The sequence below is a fragment of the Tessaracoccus flavus genome (assembly GCF_001997295.1).
GTDB classification, from domain to species: Bacteria; Actinomycetota; Actinomycetes; order Propionibacteriales; family Propionibacteriaceae; genus Arachnia; species Arachnia flava.
Genome location: NZ_CP019605.1, coordinates 300,000 through 319,205 on the forward strand (window position 1 = coordinate 300,000; position 19,206 = coordinate 319,205).

Here is a 19,206-nt window from a genome sequence, read left to right on the forward strand (position 1 = left end):
GGGCGAGACGCCGCGTCAGCGTGGCCGGCCGCCGTCGGCCGCCGGGGATGCCGCATGGCGCGGCGGCGTCAGCGCGGGGCTGAGCAGAAGCCCCAGCGCCGCGGTAACGGGGATGACGAGAAGCGCCCAGCGGAGGTTGACGTACTGGGCGACCAGTCCGATGAGCGGAGGGCCCACGAAGAACCCAACCCGCATCAGCCACGTCACGAACGTCAGACCGTTGCCGTGCAGCATCCCGGGAAGCTCGTCGGCCGCATGCATCGCGCCCGGGATGGCCGTGGCGATTCCCCACCCGGCGCAGGCGAAGCCAATGAGCGTCGTGACGGGGGTGGGGAAGGCGACTGCGAGACCCATGCCGACGGCGGCGATGAGCATGCCCTGGGTGACGGCGGCGCGCGGGCCGATGCGGTTGGTGAGCGCGTCGCCGGTGAAGCGGCCGATCATCTGCGATCCCTGCAGCGCCACGAACGCCATGCCGATGACGAACGGAGCGACCGTGAACTGGCTCTCCAGGTACACGCCTCCCCACGATGCGCCGGAGTCCTCGATGAGACCGGCTGAGGCGCCGAGGAGCCCGAGCGCCAGGAGGCGGGGCAGCCAACGGCGGGGGATGCCACGGCCGTGGGTGGGGGCGGTCGGATCGGTCACCGGCTCGGCATCCGGGCCGGGCAGCGCCAGGCTCCGCGCGTAGAACGCAGCGGCCGCGAAGGCGACGAACCCCACGAGCGCCTGCGCCCAGATGGGCACTCCAAGCTGCGCCGCCGTCGAGCCGAGGAAGCCGCCGATGACCGCCCCCACCGACCACCAGCCGTGGAGGCCGTTGAGGATGGAGCGGCCGTAGCCCCGCTGCACCCGAAGCCCGTGTGCGTTCATCGCGATGTCCGCGAGCGCGTCCATCGCGGCCATCGTGATGAGGCCGACGGCGAACATCGCCCAGTGCACGGCGTTGCCGGAGACGTTGAGCATGGACAGCCCCACCAGCGTCGAGGCCAGCCACACCCACGAGGAGTTGAAGCGCCGCATCAACCGCGCGGTGAAGAGACCGGCCAGCAAGCCACCAAGGGGTCCGACGCCGACGACGAGTCCCCACGACAGATCGTCCAGCCCCAACCCGTTCTTCAGCTCGGGGTAGCGCGGGATGAGCGACGACCACCCGACGCCGTTGAGGAGGAACATGAGGGTGACGGCCACGCGGGCGCGCGCGTACTCACGGGAGGGTGCCATGAAGGTCCTTGTCAGGGGTCAGGAGGACAGTGCGTCGCGGACGGCGCGGGGATCGGGGTTGGTGTGCGCGACGCCGTCGATGACGACGGTCGGCACCACCTCGTTGCCGTCGTTGACGCTGCGGACGAACTCGGCGGCTTCGGCATCCTGCCAGATGTTGACCCAGTGCACGCGCTTGGCGTCCTCGCCGAGGCCGCCGCGTAGGCGCTCGCAGAAGATGCAGCCGGGTCGCCAGTACACGATGACACGGCGCTCGCCGTCGGGGAGATCGATCACGTCTCGGTGCTTTCTCGAGGTGCCGTGGGCCAGCGGGCTGAGCCACCAGGCCGCCGCGGCGGTCAACAGGACTGCGAGCAGCGCGGAGAGAGGCTCCTGGCGTAACGACCAGGCGAGGAGCCCGCCCGCGACGAGGACGACGAGCCAGAGGTAGCGCTGCATGGGTTCATCGTCACACCTTCGCCCCCGAACTTCGAATCCGCAGCCGACGCCCGACGCTCGTCGTCGCCTTTGACGAGGGGCACATGGTTGGATGGGCGACCATGGACCTCGAACAGATGACCCCGAAGACCAAGCGCAGCGCCTGGCTGGTGCTGGGGATCGCGTTGGCGATCGCGCTGGGAGCCGCGCTGCTCTTCGTGCAACTGTTCGGCGAGGTGGCCGAATCCGTGGCCGACAGCGAAGGCGTGGCGGCGTGGGATCGCGGAATTCTCGATTGGGCGGTGGCGAGCCGGGACACCTGGCCGACCGGGCTGATCTCCTGGTACTCGAACACCGGTGGCCCGATCTGGCAGCCGATCGTCACCGTCGCCGTCGTGGCGACGCTCGCCTGGCGGTGGAAGGACATCACCCCGGTGGTGCTGACGGCGATCGCCACCGGCGGTTCGGTGCTCATGACGGTCGTCGGCAAGAACGTCTACGGGCGTGCCCGCCCGCCGCTGGAACTCGCCGTCCCGCCGCACGAGTCGTCCTTCAGCTTCCCCAGCGGCCATACGCTCAACGCCACCGTGATCGTCGGCATCCTCGCCTACCTGCTGATCCGCCATTTCTGGGACCGCAGCAGGTGGGTGGTGGCGCTCATCGTGGCGGTGGCCCTGGTCTACGCCATCACCATGGGGCTCACGCGGGTCTACCTCGGGCATCACTGGTTCACCGACGTGCTGGGCGGCTGGGCCCTTGGCCTGGCCTGGGTCTCGGCGATCGTTGCGGTGCATCGGGTGTGGCGGACCGTCCGCCGCCGCGAGGAACATGCCCCGATCGAGGAGGAGCGGGCCCGTCCCCAGATCGGTGAGCCTGCCGCGGACTGAGCCGGGTCCGCCAGGGGCGGCAAATATCACGCCGTCCCATTACGCTTGGGGGGATGAACATGGACGTTGTCGACCTCATCCGTATCAAGCGCGACGGGGGCAAGCTCTCGGGCGAACAGATCGACTGGGTGATCGACGCCTACACGGGCGGCGTCGTGGCCGACTACCAGATGTCGGCCCTCGCGATGGCCATCCTCATCCGTGGGATGGAACGCGACGAGATCGCCCGCTGGACGGCGGCGATGATCGCGTCCGGCGAGCGGATGGACTTCTCGCAGCTCCGCTGGCCCACGGCCGACAAGCACTCGACCGGGGGCGTCGGCGACAAGATCACCCTGCCCCTGGCGCCGCTGGTGGCGGTGTTCGACGTCGCCGTGCCACAGCTCTCGGGCCGCGGGCTGGGGCACACGGGGGGCACGCTCGACAAGCTTGAAGCCATCCCCGGCTGGCGCGCCGACCTCACCAACGAGGAGATGTTCGAGCAACTCAACACCATCGGTGCCGTCATCTGCGCGGCCGGTTCGGGGCTGGCCCCGGCCGACAAGAAGCTGTACGCCCTGCGCGACACCACCGGCACCGTGGAGGCGATCCCGCTGATCGCGAGCTCGATCATGAGCAAGAAGATCGCGGAGGGCACCGGCGCGCTGGTCCTCGACGTCAAGGTCGGCTCCGGCGCGTTCATGAAAGATCTCGACAACGCCAGTCGGCTGGCCGAGACCATGGTCGAGCTCGGGAAGGACGCCGGGGTCAACACCGTCGCTCTGCTGACGAACATGGACACGCCGCTCGGCCTGACCGCCGGAAATGCGCTGGAGGTCCGCGAGTCCGTCGAAGTGCTCGCCGGCGGGGGACCGGCCGACGTCGTGGAGCTGACCGTCGCTCTGGCCCGGGAGATGCTTACGGCGGCCGGTAAGCCGGATGTCGACCCAGCGCCCGCCCTCCAGGACGGTCGCGCGATGGACGTGTGGCGTCGCATGATCGCAGCCCAGGACGGCGACCCGGACGCGGCTCTCCCTGTCGCCGAGCACCAGCATGTCGTCAACGCCGAGCGCGACGGTTTCATCAGCCGCATGGACGCCTTCGGCGTGGGTGTCGCCGCGTGGCGGCTCGGTGCCGGACGGGCTCGGAAGGAAGATGCCGTCCAGGCGGTCGCGGGCGTCGAGATGCACGCGAAGCCGGGTGATCGGGTCGTGGCAGGGCAGCCGCTCTTCACGCTGCACACGGCCACGCCGGAGCGCTTCGACCGGGCGATGGAGTCGCTGGAGGGAGTCGTCGACTACTCCGACCAGGCACCCCAGGTGGCTCCGGTCATCCTGGGCCGCGTCGGCTGATCGCCGGCCGCAGCCCCGGAACTGCTCACACCAGCGGCCGGTTGCTAACGAAATGGTAACGACCGGGCGCACGCCAGTTGACGACGCGCTTCGGGCAGGCATACAATCTTTTTAACGATGTGAACGTTCACATTAGGTGATCCAGGGGGCTCTCCGGTTAGGAGACCGAGGCGCAGGTGCTGAGGTCCGGGGAGACTCGTTGCACGGGTCACCGCCTGCAGCAAAGGAGCACAAGATGCAGAACCTCAACCGTCGCACGATCCTCGGGGCGCTCGCTGCGAGCGCACTCATCCCTCTGGCCGCCTGTGGCGGCGAGTCGACGACGCCCAGCGCAACCTCGACCACCACTGCCGCCGGCCAGGAGACCACCGGTGGCGCCGCCAGCGGCGAGCTCATCGTTCTCGGCTTCTCCCAGGTGGGCGCCGAGTCCGGCTGGCGTGCAGCCAACACCAAGTCCATCCAGGACACCCTGACGAAGGAGAATGGCTTCGACCTGAAGTTCTCCGACGCTCAGCAGAAGCAGGAAAACCAGATCACGGCGCTTCGCGGCTACATCGCCCAGGGCGTCGACGTTATTGCCTTCTCGCCCGTGGTGGAGACCGGCTGGGACGCCGTCCTCCAGGAGGCCAAGGATGCGGGCATCCCCGTCATCCTGACCGACCGCGCCATCGACAGCGAAGACGACACCCTCTACGAATCCTTCATCGGCTCCGACTTCGTCCTCGAGGGCAAGATGGCGGGCGACTGGGTGAAGGAGCAGTACGACGGCCAGGGCTACAAGATCGTCGAGCTGCAGGGCACCACCGGCTCCGCCCCGGCCATCGATCGCCAGACCGGCTTCGCCGAGGCCATCGAGGGCACCGACCTCGAGATCATCGCCTCCCAGACCGGCAACTTCACCCGCACCGAGGGCAAGACGGTCATGGAAGGCTTCCTGCAGGCACACGACAAGATCGATCTCGTCTACGCCCACAACGACGACATGGGCCTCGGCGCCATCGAGGCCATCGAGGCCGCCGGCCTCGTGCCGGGTGAGGACATCAAGATCGTCACCATCGACGCCGTCAAGGACGGGATGCAGGCGCTGGCCGACGGCAAGATCAACTACATCGTCGAGTGCAACCCGCTGCTGGGCCCCGATCTCGCCGAACTCGCCAAGAAGGTTGTGGCCGGCGAAGAGGTCGAGAAGCGTATCGTCGTCAAGGACCTCGCGTTCGACCAGGAAGCAGCCAAGGAAGCCCTGCCCACCCGTCAGTACTGATCCACTCGTCCTGTCCGATCTCACCACCGGGCGCCACTCACCCCGCTAGCGACCAACGCGTAGTCAGGAGCACCACATGACGGCATCGGCCCTCGCCCATCCCCCTGCCAGCACCCCCATCGTCGAGATGACCGGCATCTCGATCGAGTTCCCCGGGGTGAAGGCACTGCAGGACGTCGACTTCCGACTCCTGCCGGGCGAGGTCCATGCCCTCATGGGGGAGAACGGCGCCGGAAAGTCCACCCTGATCAAGGCGCTGACCGGTATCTACGGCATCGACAGAGGGACGATCGTCGTCGATGGACGTCAGGTGCAGTTCAGCAGCCCGGAGCAGGCCCGCCAGGCAGGCGTCAGCACTGTCTACCAGGAGGTCAACCTGTGCGAGAACCTGACCGTCGCGGAGAACGTGATGCTGGGGCAGGAGTCCCGTCTCGGACCCGCCATCAACTGGCGCTCGACGCGGAGGGCCGCCGAGGGGCACCTCAAGCGGATGGGGCTCGACATCGACCCGTCGTCACGTCTGGGGAGCCACTCGCTCGCCATCCAGCAGCTGGTGGCCATCTGCCGCGCCACGGCGATCGACTGCAAGGTCCTCGTCCTGGACGAGCCGACGTCGTCACTCGACATCGATGAGGTCCAGCAGCTCTTCGGGGTCATGCGGACGCTGCGTGACCAGGGGGTGGCGATCCTCTTCGTCTCCCACTTCCTCGACCAGATCTACGACATTTCGGACCGCCTGACCGTTCTGCGCAACGGCCAACTCATCGGCGAATACCTGACGAGCGAGCTCAGCCAGCATCAACTGGTGTCCAAGATGATCGGGCATTCGCTCGAAGCGCTCGGGGATCTGCGCGTCGGCAGCGGCCGCAATCTTCCCGAATCGGGGAAGGAACCCCTCGTCAGCGCGATCGGGCTCAGCCGCAAGGGCACGATCGAGCCGTTCGACCTCGAGCTGTACGAGGGCGAGGTCGTCGGGGTGGCCGGTCTGCTCGGATCCGGGCGCACGGAGCTGGCCCGCCTCCTCTGCGGCGCGGATGCGGCGACGGCGGGCGAGCTGCGCGTGCAGGGGCGGCCGTCCCGCTTCGGCGGGCCCCGCGCGGCCCTCGATTCGCACATCGCCTACTCGTCCGAGGACCGCAAGGCCGAGGGGATCGTCGGAGATCTGACGGTCAAGGAGAACATCATCCTGGCCATCCAGGCCGAACGCGGCTGGCTACGCAAGCTCCCCGACAAGCAGGCCAACGAGATCGTCGACCGCTACATCAAGGCGCTCGGCATCCGACCCCCCAACCCGAACGCACTCATCCGCAACCTCTCCGGCGGCAACCAGCAGAAGGTGTTGCTCGCCCGCTGGCTGGCCACCCAGCCCCAGCTGCTCCTTCTCGACGAGCCCACCCGCGGCATCGACGTCGGGGCCAAGGCAGAGATCCAGAAGCTCGTCGCGGACCTCGCTGAGCGCGGCATGTCGGTCGTGTTCATCTCCGCGGAGCTGGAAGAGGTGCTGCGGCTGAGCAACCGGATCGCCGTCATGCGCGACCGGCGCAAGATCACCGAACTCGACAATGATGGAGAACTTCAGTTGAACGACGTCGTCAACCACATCGCGGGAGGGGAGAGGTGAGCCAGGTCAGCACCACCCCGGCTCCCACCACGGAGCCCTCCGGCGCGGGTGAGCCGCCGCAGAAGTCGTCCTACACGTCCACGGACCGGAGCGTCGGCTCCCGGCTGCTCTCCCACAACCTGTTCTGGCCGATCATGGCGCTGGTGGCGCTGCTGGTCGCCAACACGATCTACCGCCCGTCGTTCCTCGCGGTGACGATCCGCGACGGCCATCTGTTCGGCTCACCGATCGACATCCTGCGCAACTCCTCGCCCCTCCTGCTGGTGGCGCTGGGGATGACCCTAGTCATCGCGACCAGAGGCATCGACCTGTCGGTCGGCGCGGTCGTGGCGATCTCGGGGGCTCTGTCGCTCAGCTACATCCAGAGCTCGGCCAACCCGGACTCCCCGTTCACTGTGCTGGTGGCAGTCGCCGTCGCGCTAGGCGTCTGCCTGGCGTTGGGGGCCTGGAATGGCTTCATGGTGGCGGTCCTCGGTATCCAGCCGATCATCGCCACGCTGATCCTCATGATGGCCGGCCGGGGAATCGCGATGCTCATCACGGGCGGCTTCATCACAACCGTCAACAGCGGACCCTACAAGTGGCTCGGCTCCGGCTGGGTACTCGGCCTGCCGGTGCCCTTCTGGATCGCGGCGGCCATGTTCACCATCGTCATGCTGCTCTGCCGCAAGGGCGCGCTCGGCATGCTGATCGAGGCCGTCGGCATCAACCCCGCAGCCGCCCGGCTCGCCGGCGTCCGGGCCCGGGTGATCACCTGGACCGTCTACATCGTCGCCGGCCTCTTCGCCGGCATCGCGGGGCTGCTGCTGTCGGCCAACGTCATGGCGGCCGACGCGAACAACGCGGGCCTCTTCATCGAGCTCGACGCGATCCTCGCCGTCGTCATCGGCGGCACCTCGCTGGCCGGCGGCAAGTTCTCGCTCAGCGGCACCGCCGTCGGGGTGTTCATCATCACGACGCTGACGCTCACCGTCACGATGCTCGGGATCTCGCCCCTCATCACGCCGCTGTTCAAGGCGGTGGTGGTCATCCTCGTGACGCTGCTGCAGTCGCCGGTCGCCCGCGAGAAACTCGAATCCATGGGGCGTCGACGCGCCGCGCAGGGAAAGGCGGCCGAGTGATGTCGACGACGACCACGCCCGCTGCCACCCGCACGCATCGCCGGTTCCCCGTCACCGCAGCACAGCTGCCCGTCGTCGGAACCTTCGTCGTGTTGGCCCTCATGCTCATCATCGGGGGGATGCGTTACGACAACTTCCTCACCGTGCGCACGATGGCGAATCTGCTGATCAACAACTCGTTCCTGATCGCGCTCGCGGTGGGCATGACCTTCGTCATCCTCATGGGCGGGATCGACCTCTCCGTCGGGGCCGTGCTGGCGCTGGGGGCCATCGTCACGGCGTCCCTCCTCCGAGACGGGTTCCCCATCTGGATCGTCCTCCCGCTGGCGATCCTCACGGGTACGGCGATCGGGCTGCTGCACGGCCTGTTCATCCACTACTTCAAGATCCAACCGTTCATCGCCACGCTGGCGGGAATGTTCCTCGCGCGCGGGCTCTGCTTCGTCATCGCTCCCGAATCCATCCCGATCAACGACCCGAGCTTCGTGGCTCTGGCCGGCATCAACGTGCCGATCGGGTCGGGGGATTCCGCCTCACGGGCGCGGTCCTGATCGCGCTGGTGCTTCTGGCGGGGGCCTTCTACGTGCTCCACTACACGCGCCTCGGGCGGACCGTCTACGCGATCGGTGGCGGCGAGCAGTCGGCCCTCATGATGGGCCTCCCCGTGGCCCGGACCAAGGTGCTGGGCTACGTCATCAGTGGCACGTGCGCGGGTCTGGGCGGTGTCCTGTTCGCCATGTTCTCGAGGTCGGGCTACGCGCTCACCGGCGTCGGTATGGAACTCGACGCCATCGCCGCCGTCGTCATCGGGGGACGTTGCTTCTCGGGGGCTCCGGCTACGTGCTCGGCTCCTTCATCGGCGTCCTGGTGCTCGGCCTCATCCAGACGATCATCACCTACGAAGGCACGCTCTCGTCGTGGTGGACCAAGATCGTCATCGGCGCACTCCTCCTTATCTTCGTCATCCTTCAGCGGCTGCTTTCCCGCCGACAAGAGCGATGACGCGGCCCCGGCGGTGAAGCCGGGGCCACCTTCCCCAATCTCCCTTTGGGGGTAATCCTGCACAACCCCTTGTAGCTCAAGGTTTTGTCGGGTTAGGATCACTATCAGAAATGTGAACGCTCACATGAACGTTCCGTGTGCGAGCTACTCCTGGCCGCTGCCACCGTCGGCAAGCGTCCGCCCGTCCCAGTCAACTTCACAGGCGAAGGTGCAATCACGTGTCATCCAGAACAGCCCTGCAACCCCAGTTAGATCGAGCGGCGCACGCCAAACGGCTCGTCCTCACAGTCCTCGTCATCGCCGGACTCCTCTTCGGCGTGACGCCCACCCAGTTCTCTGCGGCCGCCACCGCAGCGGAGATCGCGGCCGCAGACGTCGCGGCGGTCTCGATCACGAACGCAGACGACATCCGGGGTAACGTCCACCTCCCGACCCTCGGTGACCAGGGCTCGACGCTGTCGTGGAGTAGCGATGCTCCGGACGTCATCTCGACCGACGGCGTCGTCACCCGACCTCCGGCCGGGGCTCCCGCCGCAACGGTCACGTTGACCGTCACCGCCACCACCGACGGCGCGACGGCGGCTGAGGACCTCGTCGTGACCGTGACGCCACTGCCGGTGGCGGAGGAGAAGACCGCGTACTTCTTCCCGTACTTCAGGGGAGAGACCGACACCACCTTCGAGGAGATCTACTTCGCTGCCAGCCACGGCGACAGCGTCAAGTCCTGGGAAGTGCTGAACGACGGCGAATCCGTCCTCGAATCGACCGTCGGCGAGGAGGGAGTGCGCGACCCGTTCATCATCCGTAGCGCCGAGGGGGACCGGTTCTGGATGATCGGGACCGACCTCAACATGCACGACAACTACGACCAGTTCAACTTCGCCCAGGCGCAGCAGCGGGGGTCGAAGCACCTCGTCATCTGGGAATCGGACAACCTCGTCGACTGGTCCGAACCCCGGCTCGTCAAGGTCTCCAGCGACTTCGCGGGTAACTCCTGGGCCCCCGAGGCCTACTACGACGAGGCCGCCGGCGAGTACGTCGTCTACTGGGCCTCGGCCATCTACCCCACCACAGAGGTGGACGGACGCAACATCCGCGACACCTACCAGCGGATGTTCTACGCCACCACCCGCGACTTCGTACACTTCACCGAGCCGCAGGTCTGGGTGGACGAGCGCAAGGGCGCAGGGCTCGGCATGATCGACGCCAGCGTCGGCGAGTACGACGGCACGTACTACCGCATCATCAAGGATGAGGGCTACATGAGCGTGCGCCAGGACGAGTCCGACGAGCTCCGCTCGACCTCGTGGACCACGACCCAGGAGCGCCTGGGACAGGGACAGCCGAACCCCTGGGGAGGCACCTTCACGCAGGGCGAGGGGCCCTCACTGTTCCCCTCCAATGACGACCCCGACCACTGGTACCTCCTCGTCGACCAGCCGTCCTACCACGGCGGCCAGGGCTACATGCTCTTCGAGACCGACAATCTGCCCGCCGCCGAGTGGACGGCAGTCCTCGACGCGGACCTCCCGCCGGCGCGCCACGGCAGCATCATCGGCATCACCGAGACCGAACTCGAGGCTCTGTACGAGGCCTACCAGCCCGACCGCTGGCTCGCCTCGTCCGCCCCAGTGGCGCTCACGGTGCAGAAGGGCGACGCGCTGCAACTGCCCGACGCAGTTGCGGCCGTCATGGGCGACGGCAGCACGCAGCAGGTCGCGGTCACGTGGGACGACGTCGATCCAGCTCAGCTGGACACGCTCGGTACCTTCCAGGTCTCCGGCGTCCTCGCCGCCGGCGGGCCGGTGACCGCCAGGGCCGACGTCACCGTCCAGGAGGATGCGGTTCCGGTCGAGAACCTGTCGGTCGAGCCCGCCTCCGTCGAGCTCGTCGTCGGGCGCACGCAGCAGTTGCGCGCGTCGGTCACCCCGCTGAACGCCACCGGTCGTGCCGTCGTCTGGACCAGCTCCGATCCCGACGTCGCGGCGGTCGACGCGACCGGCCTCGTCCGCGCCGCTGGTCCCGGGTCCGCCACCATCACCGGCACCACCGCCGACGGCAACGGCACCGACTCCGTGACCGTCACAGTCGTCTCCGACGGGGGCCCCACGATCCCCGAGAGCGCCTGGCTCGACTCGTTCGAGGGCGCCGAGCTCGGGATCGCTGGACCGTGGTCCGCGACACCCCCGCCCAGTACCAGCTGACCGAGAACCCGGGATCGCTCACCGTCCACACGCTGGGCGGAGACACCTGGCAGACGGTCAACGACTACGAGAACATCTTCATGGTCGACGTGCCTGCCGGTGACTTCACCGCCTACACCCGGCTGAACGCCACGATCACCGCCAACCACCACGCCGCGGGCATCATCGCCTGGCAGGACCACGACAACTACGTGCGCACCGGCCAGACCTACGTCGACTTCGCAGCGGGTGGACCGCGGGTCATCGAGAGCGCCGTGGAGACGAACGCCTCGTACGCGTCCACCACCGTCTCCCGGCCCGACTCCACCGGCGAGTGGCTGCGGCTGCAGCGCGCCGGAAACACCGTGACTGCCAGCTACTGGGACGGCACCCAATGGGTGACTGCGTCCACGATGGACGTCACCTTCCCGACGACGCAGGTGGGGCTCTACGCCTTCGCGGCCGGGGCGGCACCTTCCCACGAGGTGACGTTCGACTACTTCGCGCTCGAGAGCTCCACGCCCGAGGAGATCGTGCCCACGGGCACGTTCACCCTGGTCGGGGACGAGACGGTGCTCCACAAGGCGGGTACCGCGTTGACCATGGAGGCACAGACGGGCGAGACCATCGCGCTGGAGGCCGTGGCACTCACGGGCTCGCATCCGCAGGACCGGCCGATCCAGCTCTTCGACCGCATTTCTGAGCGCCCCGTCGTGATCACCGACGGCCGCCTGACACTCGGAGCCGAGGACGCCACCCCGGCGACCCTCCATCTGGTGGACGCTGGCGGCGGCAAGGTGCTGATCCGCACGAGCGAGGCGACCCCCCGCTACGCGACCATCGGCGCCCAGGGAGAGCTCACCCTGGGGGCGGAGGCTGACGCCGCCCGCCTCCAGATCTCGCCCATGACCTTCAGCGACCACACGCTCGACATCGACGCCGGAGACCCCGGCATGGAGATGAGCGACACCCTCTACGGCATCTTCTACGAGGACATCAACTTCGGTGCCGACGGCGGCATCTACGCCGAACTCATCCGCAACCGCTCGTTCGAGTTCAACAACGTCGACAACGCCAACTACAACGGCAAGACCGCCTGGCAGGACCTCGGCTCCGGAACGTCGACGGTGAAGACCGGGACCACCGGGTGGCTCCACAAGCTCAACCGGTACTGGCTCGAGATCGACGCGGCGGCGGCCGGCGCCGGCGTCCGAAACACCAGCTGGAACAACGGCATCGCGCTGGAATCGGGCGAGAGCTACGACTTCTCGGTCTGGGTCCGCACGGCCGTCGCCCAGGACCTCAGGGTTGCGCTCACCGACCCCGCTGGGACGACGACGTACGCGTCCGCGCCCATCGCGGTCACCGGCGATGACGCGTGGCACCAGTACGAGGTCGCTCTGACCTCCAACGCCACCACCGACGCGGCCAGACTGGCTCTGACGACGGGGAAGGCCGGCGTCGTGAACGTCGACATGGTCTCGCTCTTCCCGCAGGACACCTGGGTCGGCCCAGTCAACGGGCCATCGGTGCTTCGCAAGGACCTCGCCGAGTTGGTCGAGGACCTCGATCCGCAGTTCCTCCGTTTCCCGGGGGGCTGCGTGACGAACGTCGGCACCTTCCGCACCTACGAGGAGTCCGGCTTCGTCGACCGTCAGCGCACCTACCAGTGGAAGGAAACGATCGGCGCCGTCGAGGAGCGTCCCACGAACAAGAACTTCTGGGGTTACAACCAGACCTACGGTCTGGGCTATCTCGAGTACTTCCTGTGGGCCGAGGATCTGGGGGCGGAACCGTTGCCCGTGGTCTCGGTCGGCGCCAACGGGTGTGGCAGCACCATCCCGGAGATGCGTGACCCCGAGCTCATCGACCGGTGGGTCCAGGACACCCTCGACCTCATCGAGTTCGCCAACGGTGACGAGACGACCGAGTGGGGCGCGGTCCGCGCCGAACTCGGCCACCCGGAGCCGTTCGAGCTCAAGTGGATCGGCCTGGGCAACGAGGAGAACACGACGACGTTCGAGGCCAACTTCCCGAAGTTCCGCGACGCGATCGCCGCCGAGTACCCGGAGATCCAGATCATCTCCAACTCCGGCCCTGCGGCGTCCGGCGCGCGGTTCGACACGCTCTGGGACTTCAACCGGGCCCAGGACGTCGACATGGTCGACGAGCACTACTACATGGACCCCCAGTGGTTCCTGGAGAACACTCAGCGCTACGACTCCTACGACCGCAGCGGCCCGTCCGTGTTCCTCGGCGAGTACGCCTCGCGTGGCAACACGTTCTTCAACGGGCTGGCCGAGGCCGCCTACATGACCCATCTCGAGCGCAACTCGGACATTGTGAAGCTGGCCAGCTACGCACCGATGTTCGCCAATGAGTCGGCGGTCCAGTGGTCGCCGGACATGATGTGGTTCGACAACGACGAGTCCTGGGGCTCGGTCAACTACTACGTGCAGAAGCTGTTCATGAACAACGTCGGCACCCACGTGGTGCCGAGCACGTTGACCAACCCGCCGAGTGCCCAGGGCAACGTGGACGGGGGCATCTTCCTCTCCACGTGGAACACGGCCGCCACCTACGACAACGTCACGGTCACCAGCAACACCGACGGCTCTGTGCTGTTCGAGGACTCCTTCGAGGACGACTCCCAGTGGCAGGCCGAGCGTGGCACGTGGGCCGTCACCGACGGCGCGTACAGCCAGACCTCGACGTCGACGACCGACGCGCGTGCGATCATCACCGACGCGTACGGGAAGGACTGGTCGAACTACACGCTCGAACTCGACGCCGTCAAGGACAGCGGGGCTGAGGGATTCCTCATCGGCTTCGCGGCCGGTGGCCCGAACGACTACTACTGGTGGAACATCGGAGGCTGGAACAACTCCCGGTCCGTGCTCCAGCGGGCCAGTGGGGGAGGTGCGTCCGAGGTGCTCGCCGCCCCCGACATGGCCGTGACCACGGGGCAGACCTACCAGGTCAAGGTGGAGGTGCAGGGACGCACCATCAAGCTCTACCTCGACGACGAGCTGCAGATGACCTACACCCAGCCGACCGCCGAGCCGCTGTACCAGGTGGTGACGCGGGACGCCGACACCGGTGATCTGATCGTCAAGGTGGTCAATCCCTACGGCAACGTGGCGCGCACCGAGATCAACCTCTCGGACGTCGACCCGGTGACGCAGGTGGCAATCACTGAGATGTCCGGCCCGCGCGATGCGATGAACACCAAGGCCAACCCTGAAGGGACGGTGCCGGTCGAGAAGTCCGGGGCCGAGGTCCTGGCGTCACTGCAGGGACAGGCGGGATCTGAGCGGAGCTTCGGTTACGACTTCCCCGCTCACTCCATCACGTTCATCCGCATCTCAACGGGTGAGGAGGTCACCCCGACGCCGACCCCCACGCCGACGCCGACACCGACGCCGACCCCCACGCCGACGCCGACCCCGACGCCGACGCCGACCCCGACGCCGACCGTACCGCCGCTGCCGTCGCTGCAGATCCCGTACGAGAAGCCCGGCTACCACGTCGTCAACGGACGCGAGTGGATGACGTCCTGCGAGCCTTACTCACAGACCATCCGGTGCCGTACCTCCATCTGGGCGACCGTGGTAGTCCAGGAGAACGGGAAGTACCTCCGCAAGACGGGCTGGCACTTCAACAACCTGACCTACCTGCCGATGATGACCCGTTACCAGTGGCGGGCCAACCCCCTGGCCATCGAGGGGGAGTGGACCTCCAACGGTCGGGCCTGGCGCACCGAGTGCGACACCCCGCAGACGGGCCAGAACGGCTGTCGGTCGTTCATCCGGACGAACGTGGTGAGCGCCACGGCCAACGGGGACGGCACCTGGTCGTACTCCAGCAGCCTGGAATGGGTGTTCAACAACATCGTCCGGTTCAGGAAGTAACGGATCAGACCCGCGGACTTCGCGGACACGGAGGCCCCGGCCGTCTCGGCGGTCGGGGCCTTCCCCCACAGACAAGACCATCGATCACTCAACGAGGAGAACTACCGATGACCATCACGAGAACGCGCAGGGCGGCCGCCGTGCTGCTGTCGGCGGCGTTAGGGCTGGCCATGGCCGTGTCGCCCGGCCAGCAGGCCACGGCCGCACCGCCGACCGACGGCCTGGCGCTGCACTACCCGCTCCAAACGGACACCGGCACCGTCGTCACCGACGCATCCGGAAACGACCGCCACGGCACGCTCGTCGGCGGAGGCGCGGCTGAAGGCGACGCTGGGCTGCGGTTCACCGGCACCAACTACGTCACGATGCCCGACGACCTCATCACGGGGCTCTCCGCGGTTTCGGTGTCGGTGGAGGTGCTCGTGGACCCCACGCTCAGCGCCAACTCCAACTACTTCTTCTACAACCTCGGCAACCGGATCGACCCCGGAGCGGCGCAGAGCGATCAGCACGGCTACCTGTTCGCATCCGACTCGGCCAACCTCCTGAAGGCCCGCATCTCCGACCAGCGCTGGGAACGGGAGCAGGACGCACGGCGGGCCGGGTCTCTGCCCCGCGCCGAGTGGCACAACGTGACGTTCACATTCGACGGCCCCACGATCGTGCTGTACCTCGACGGGGAGGAGGTGGGCCGGAGGTCCGACGCCACGCTCCTGCCCAGCGACATCGGCCTCGATCCGGCGGGCGAGACGAACTACAACGCCCTGGCCCGCTCGGCCTACATCAACGACGTGATGTTCAAGGGGCGGCTGCGCGACTTCCGCCTCTACACGCGGGCACTGACCGCGTCCGAGGTCGGGGAGATCAACGCGTTCAACGCGCGGGATTCGCTCGACGCCGACGTCGCCGCCCTGAACCTGGGCGACACCTCACAGATCGATTCTGATCTCACCCTCCCGCAGAAGGGGCAATTCGGTGCCTCCATCAGCTGGTCGTCGTCCGACCCTGCTGTGGTCTCCGAAAGCGGCGAGGTCACACCCCCGGCGGAAGTGCCTGCCAGCGTTTCCCTGACCGCCACCCTCGTCGGACGAGACGGAGTGTCAGCCACGAAGGCGTTCGCAGTGACGGTCCTGCCGCAACTCTCGGCGCAGGAGAGGGCCCAACGCGCGCTGGCCGACATCGTCGTCCACAACGCCGATGATGCCCGCGGTAACCTGACGCTCCCCACGATCGCGGGGGCCGAAGACACGCCCATCAGCTGGTCCAGCTCCGCGCCCGCCGTCGTCAGCGACACCGGCGAGGTCACCCGAGGCGCCGACGACGCGTCGGTCGTCCTGACCGCCACGGCGACCGTCAACGGAGCCACTGCCACCAAGGAGTTCGTGATCTCCGTGCCCGCTGCTGCGGCACCGCTGGACTACGAGGGGTACCTTTTCACCTACTTCGTGGGGGAGGGCACTGCCAACGGAGAGCAGATCTACTTCGGTCTGTCCGAGGGCAACGATCCGCTCCACTACATGGACCTGGCCGACAACCAGCCGGTTCTCACATCCACCCTGGGTGAAGAGGGCCTGCGCGACCCCTTCATCATCCGCAGCCCCGAGGGCGACAAGTTTTACCAGATCGCCACGGACCTGAGGATCTACGACGGGCGAGGCTGGGACGCCGCCCAGCGCAGCGGCTCCAAGTCGATCATGGTGTGGGAGTCGACAGACCTCGTGAACTGGACCGATCAGCGCCTCGTGCAGGTGTCCCCGGACACCGCCGGCAACACCTGGGCGCCGGAGGCCTTCTACGACGAGTCCATCGGCGCGTACGTCGTCTTCTGGGCGTCGAAGCTCTACGCCGAGGACGACCCGGACCACACCGGCAACACCTACAACCGCATGATGTACGCCACCACGCGCGACTTCCACACGTTCACCCCCGCCCAGGTGTGGATAGATCCCGGCTACTCCGTCATCGATTCCACCGTCATCAAGGAGGGTGACACCTACTACCGCTTCACCAAGGACGAGCGCGGCAGGAACGCCGAGAATCCGTGCGGCAAGTACATCGTCGGAGAGTCGAGCACCGAGCTCCGCTCCACCGACTGGACCTTCATCGACGAATGCATCGGCCAGGGGCAGATCAACGCCGGTGAAGGGCCCACGATCTTCAAGGACAACGAGGCCGACAAGTGGTACATGTTCATCGACGAGTTCGGCGGACGCGGCTACGTGCCCTTCGAGACCACGAACCTCGACGGTGACCGCACCGAATGGACCATCCCGGACAGCTACGACATGCCGTCTCGGCCACGCCACGGCACGGTGCTGCCCATCACCCAGGAGGAGTGGAGCAGGGTGCTGGAGCACCACCAGCCCGACGCCGCCGTCGTGGAAATCGAGCCTTTCGCCCAGACGGTGCAGGTCGGGCAGGCTCCGATCCTTCCCGGCGTCGTGTCCGTCCAGTACGCCGACGGCTCCAGCGGGATGGCCGCGGTGACGTGGGATCCCGTCCCCGCCGCCAGCTACGCCGCAGCGGGCTCGTTCACCGTCGAAGGTCGCGTGCCCATCGCGCCCGGGCTGCGGGCGACGGCCGCCATCACCGTGCAGACGGGACCGGTCAAGGCCGAGTCGCTCACCGTCGATCCGGCCAGCGTCATCGTCAAGCCCGGCAACACCCGGACGGTGTCCGTCTCCATCCTGCCCGCCACCACGGCGGACACCACGGTGACCTGGACCTCGGCCGACCCCAGGATCGCCCGGGTGGCGGCCGACGGCACCATCACGGCACTGACTGTCGGCACCACCACGGTGACGGCGAGCGTTGCAGGCGCTGACGGTCCGGTGTCGGCCGACGTCACGGTCGTCGTCGCCACCGACATCACCGATGGGCTCGTGCTGCGCTACGAGTTCGAGGGTGACGACGAATCGGTCATCGACGACGTCTCGGGCCACGACAACGACGGCGCCGTCACCGCCGGTGCACCCCGCGTGCCGGGCGTCAACGGTGAGGCGCTGTCTCTCAGCGGCACGACGAGAAACTACGTCACGCTGCCTGCGGGCCTGCTCGGCTCCGATGCCCTCACCGTGACCACGTACCTCAACTGGGCAGGTGGCAGCACCGATCCGTGGACCTTCACCCTCGGCTCGGGGCAACTCCGCCACCTGTTCCACGCTGCCAGCCACTGGTCAGGCGGATCAGCGGCCGGCGTGACGCTCAACGAGTGGCGCGCCGAGGAGCGGGCGACGGCGTCAGCCGACCTGTCGTCGAATCAATGGCACCACGTCGCGGTCTCGTTGGGCGGCGGACAGCTGTCCTACTACGTCGACGGCGCCCTGGTCGGTTCCGTCGCCACCGAGACCACCCCCGCCGACATCGACGACCCCACCGATCTCATCAGTGGTTACATCGGTCGTTCCATGTACGCCGCCGACCCCTACTTCACGGGGCTCGTCGACGACTTCCGGGTCTATGACCGTGCGCTCAGCGCGCCGGAGGTGGCCACGCTTGTGGAGCAGGAGCAGGAGATCTACATCGGAGGCACGGTGACCGCCACGATCACCCAGGCGACCGAAAGTGACCCGGCAACGCTCACGCTCAGCGGTCAGGCCGACGGGACGACGGTCGAGTACCGGCTCCCGGGAGGCGAATGGGAAACCTACTCGGGTCCCGTCGAGTTGGCGGAGGGCTCCTACCTCGTTCAGTGGCGTGCCACCGGCAGCAACGGAGTCGTCTCCGAGGTGTGGGAAGAGATGGTCTCCGTCGACGCCAGCCCGACCCCGACTCCGACGCCCACACCGTCCCCCACACCCACCCCGGAGCCGCCCCTCCACGTGGACGTCTACTCGACCCCCGGGTTCCACAACGTCAACGGTCGCATGTGGTACACCGAGTGCGAACCGTATTCGCAGACGACTCGCTGCCGGACTGAGATCTGGTCGACGACCGTGCACCGCGTCGACGGGCGCTTCGTCCAAGTCACCGGATGGCACTTCAACAACCTCACCTACCTGCCGCGGATGACCCGCGAACAGTGGTCGGCCAACCCCTTGGGCGTGCCGGGGGAGTGGACCTCGCAGGGACGTTCGTGGAGGACGGAGTGCGACACCCCGGCCACCGGTCAGAACGGGTGCCGCTCCTACATCTGGACCAGCTATGTGGGTTCGACGCTTGCCTCCGACGGGCGTTGGGTCCACAGCGTCAAGGAGGGCTGGGTGTTCAACAACATCGTCCGCTTCCGCGCCACCGGATAGCGAACGA

The 19,206-nt window shown here is 67.4% G+C and carries 12 protein-coding genes and 1 pseudogene; 11 read left to right on the forward strand and 2 right to left on the reverse strand.

Annotation, left to right across the window (positions count from 1 at the left end; genetic code table 11):
* Nucleotides 1–15: 15 nt before the first annotated feature.
* The gene (locus tag RPIT_RS01250) at nt 16–1,224 is read right to left on the reverse strand and encodes an MFS transporter (RefSeq protein WP_077339782.1); all 1,209 of its coding nucleotides are present in this window, start codon (nt 1,222–1,224) and stop codon (nt 16–18) included.
* A gap of 18 nt (nt 1,225–1,242) precedes the next feature.
* Nucleotides 1,243–1,662: a glutaredoxin domain-containing protein gene (locus RPIT_RS01255; protein ID WP_077339784.1), complete on the reverse strand. Its 420-nt coding sequence runs from the start codon at nt 1,660–1,662 to the stop codon at nt 1,243–1,245.
* Between the two features lie 101 nt (nt 1,663–1,763).
* Here RPIT_RS01255 and RPIT_RS01260 point away from each other — a divergent pair, with 101 nt between their 5' ends.
* From RPIT_RS01260 to RPIT_RS01300, 11 genes and pseudogenes are all read left to right on the forward strand, one after another.
* Nucleotides 1,764–2,528 carry a phosphatase PAP2 family protein gene (locus RPIT_RS01260; protein WP_162274458.1) on the forward strand — a complete coding sequence of 255 codons (765 nt, stop codon included), beginning with the start codon at nt 1,764–1,766 and terminating at the stop codon, nt 2,526–2,528.
* 53 nt (nt 2,529–2,581) lie between these two features.
* Nucleotides 2,582–3,859 (forward strand): thymidine phosphorylase, encoded by a 1,278-nt coding sequence (locus tag RPIT_RS01265; protein WP_077339788.1) that lies wholly within the window; start codon nt 2,582–2,584, stop codon nt 3,857–3,859.
* A 235-nt stretch (nt 3,860–4,094) separates the two neighbouring features.
* Nucleotides 4,095–5,120: an ABC transporter substrate-binding protein gene (locus RPIT_RS01270; RefSeq protein WP_077339790.1), complete on the forward strand. Its 1,026-nt coding sequence runs from the start codon at nt 4,095–4,097 to the stop codon at nt 5,118–5,120.
* A 76-nt stretch (nt 5,121–5,196) separates the two neighbouring features.
* Complete coding sequence (locus tag RPIT_RS01275; RefSeq protein WP_077339792.1) at nt 5,197–6,741, forward strand: sugar ABC transporter ATP-binding protein; 1,545 nt, start codon at nt 5,197–5,199, stop codon at nt 6,739–6,741.
* Nucleotides 6,738–7,862: an ABC transporter permease gene (locus tag RPIT_RS01280; protein WP_226996304.1), complete on the forward strand. Its 1,125-nt coding sequence runs from the start codon at nt 6,738–6,740 to the stop codon at nt 7,860–7,862. The genes RPIT_RS01275 and RPIT_RS01280 overlap by 4 nt, the downstream gene beginning before the upstream one ends.
* Nucleotides 7,862–8,413: an ABC transporter permease subunit gene (locus RPIT_RS15510; RefSeq protein ID WP_226996305.1), complete on the forward strand. Its 552-nt coding sequence runs from the start codon at nt 7,862–7,864 to the stop codon at nt 8,411–8,413. Before RPIT_RS01280 ends, RPIT_RS15510 begins: the two co-directional genes overlap by 1 nt.
* Nucleotides 8,414–8,445: 32 nt before the next feature.
* Nucleotides 8,446–8,619 (forward strand): annotated as a pseudogene (locus RPIT_RS16070) (ABC transporter permease subunit); the annotation flags it as partial.
* A gap of 59 nt (nt 8,620–8,678) precedes the next feature.
* Complete coding sequence (locus RPIT_RS15520; RefSeq protein WP_226996426.1) at nt 8,679–8,864, forward strand: hypothetical protein; 186 nt, start codon at nt 8,679–8,681, stop codon at nt 8,862–8,864.
* Between the two features lie 218 nt (nt 8,865–9,082).
* Entirely contained in the window at nt 9,083–11,068 is a 1,986-nt protein-coding gene (locus RPIT_RS01290) for an immunoglobulin-like domain-containing protein (protein ID WP_077339794.1), read from the forward strand.
* Nucleotides 11,035–14,958 carry an alpha-L-arabinofuranosidase C-terminal domain-containing protein gene (locus RPIT_RS01295; protein ID WP_162274459.1) on the forward strand — a complete coding sequence of 1,308 codons (3,924 nt, stop codon included), beginning with the start codon at nt 11,035–11,037 and terminating at the stop codon, nt 14,956–14,958. Before RPIT_RS01290 ends, RPIT_RS01295 begins: the two co-directional genes overlap by 34 nt.
* Before the next feature lie 107 nt (nt 14,959–15,065).
* The gene (locus RPIT_RS01300) at nt 15,066–19,199 is read left to right on the forward strand and encodes a LamG-like jellyroll fold domain-containing protein (protein WP_162274460.1); all 4,134 of its coding nucleotides are present in this window, start codon (nt 15,066–15,068) and stop codon (nt 19,197–19,199) included.
* Nucleotides 19,200–19,206: the final 7 nt, after the last annotated feature.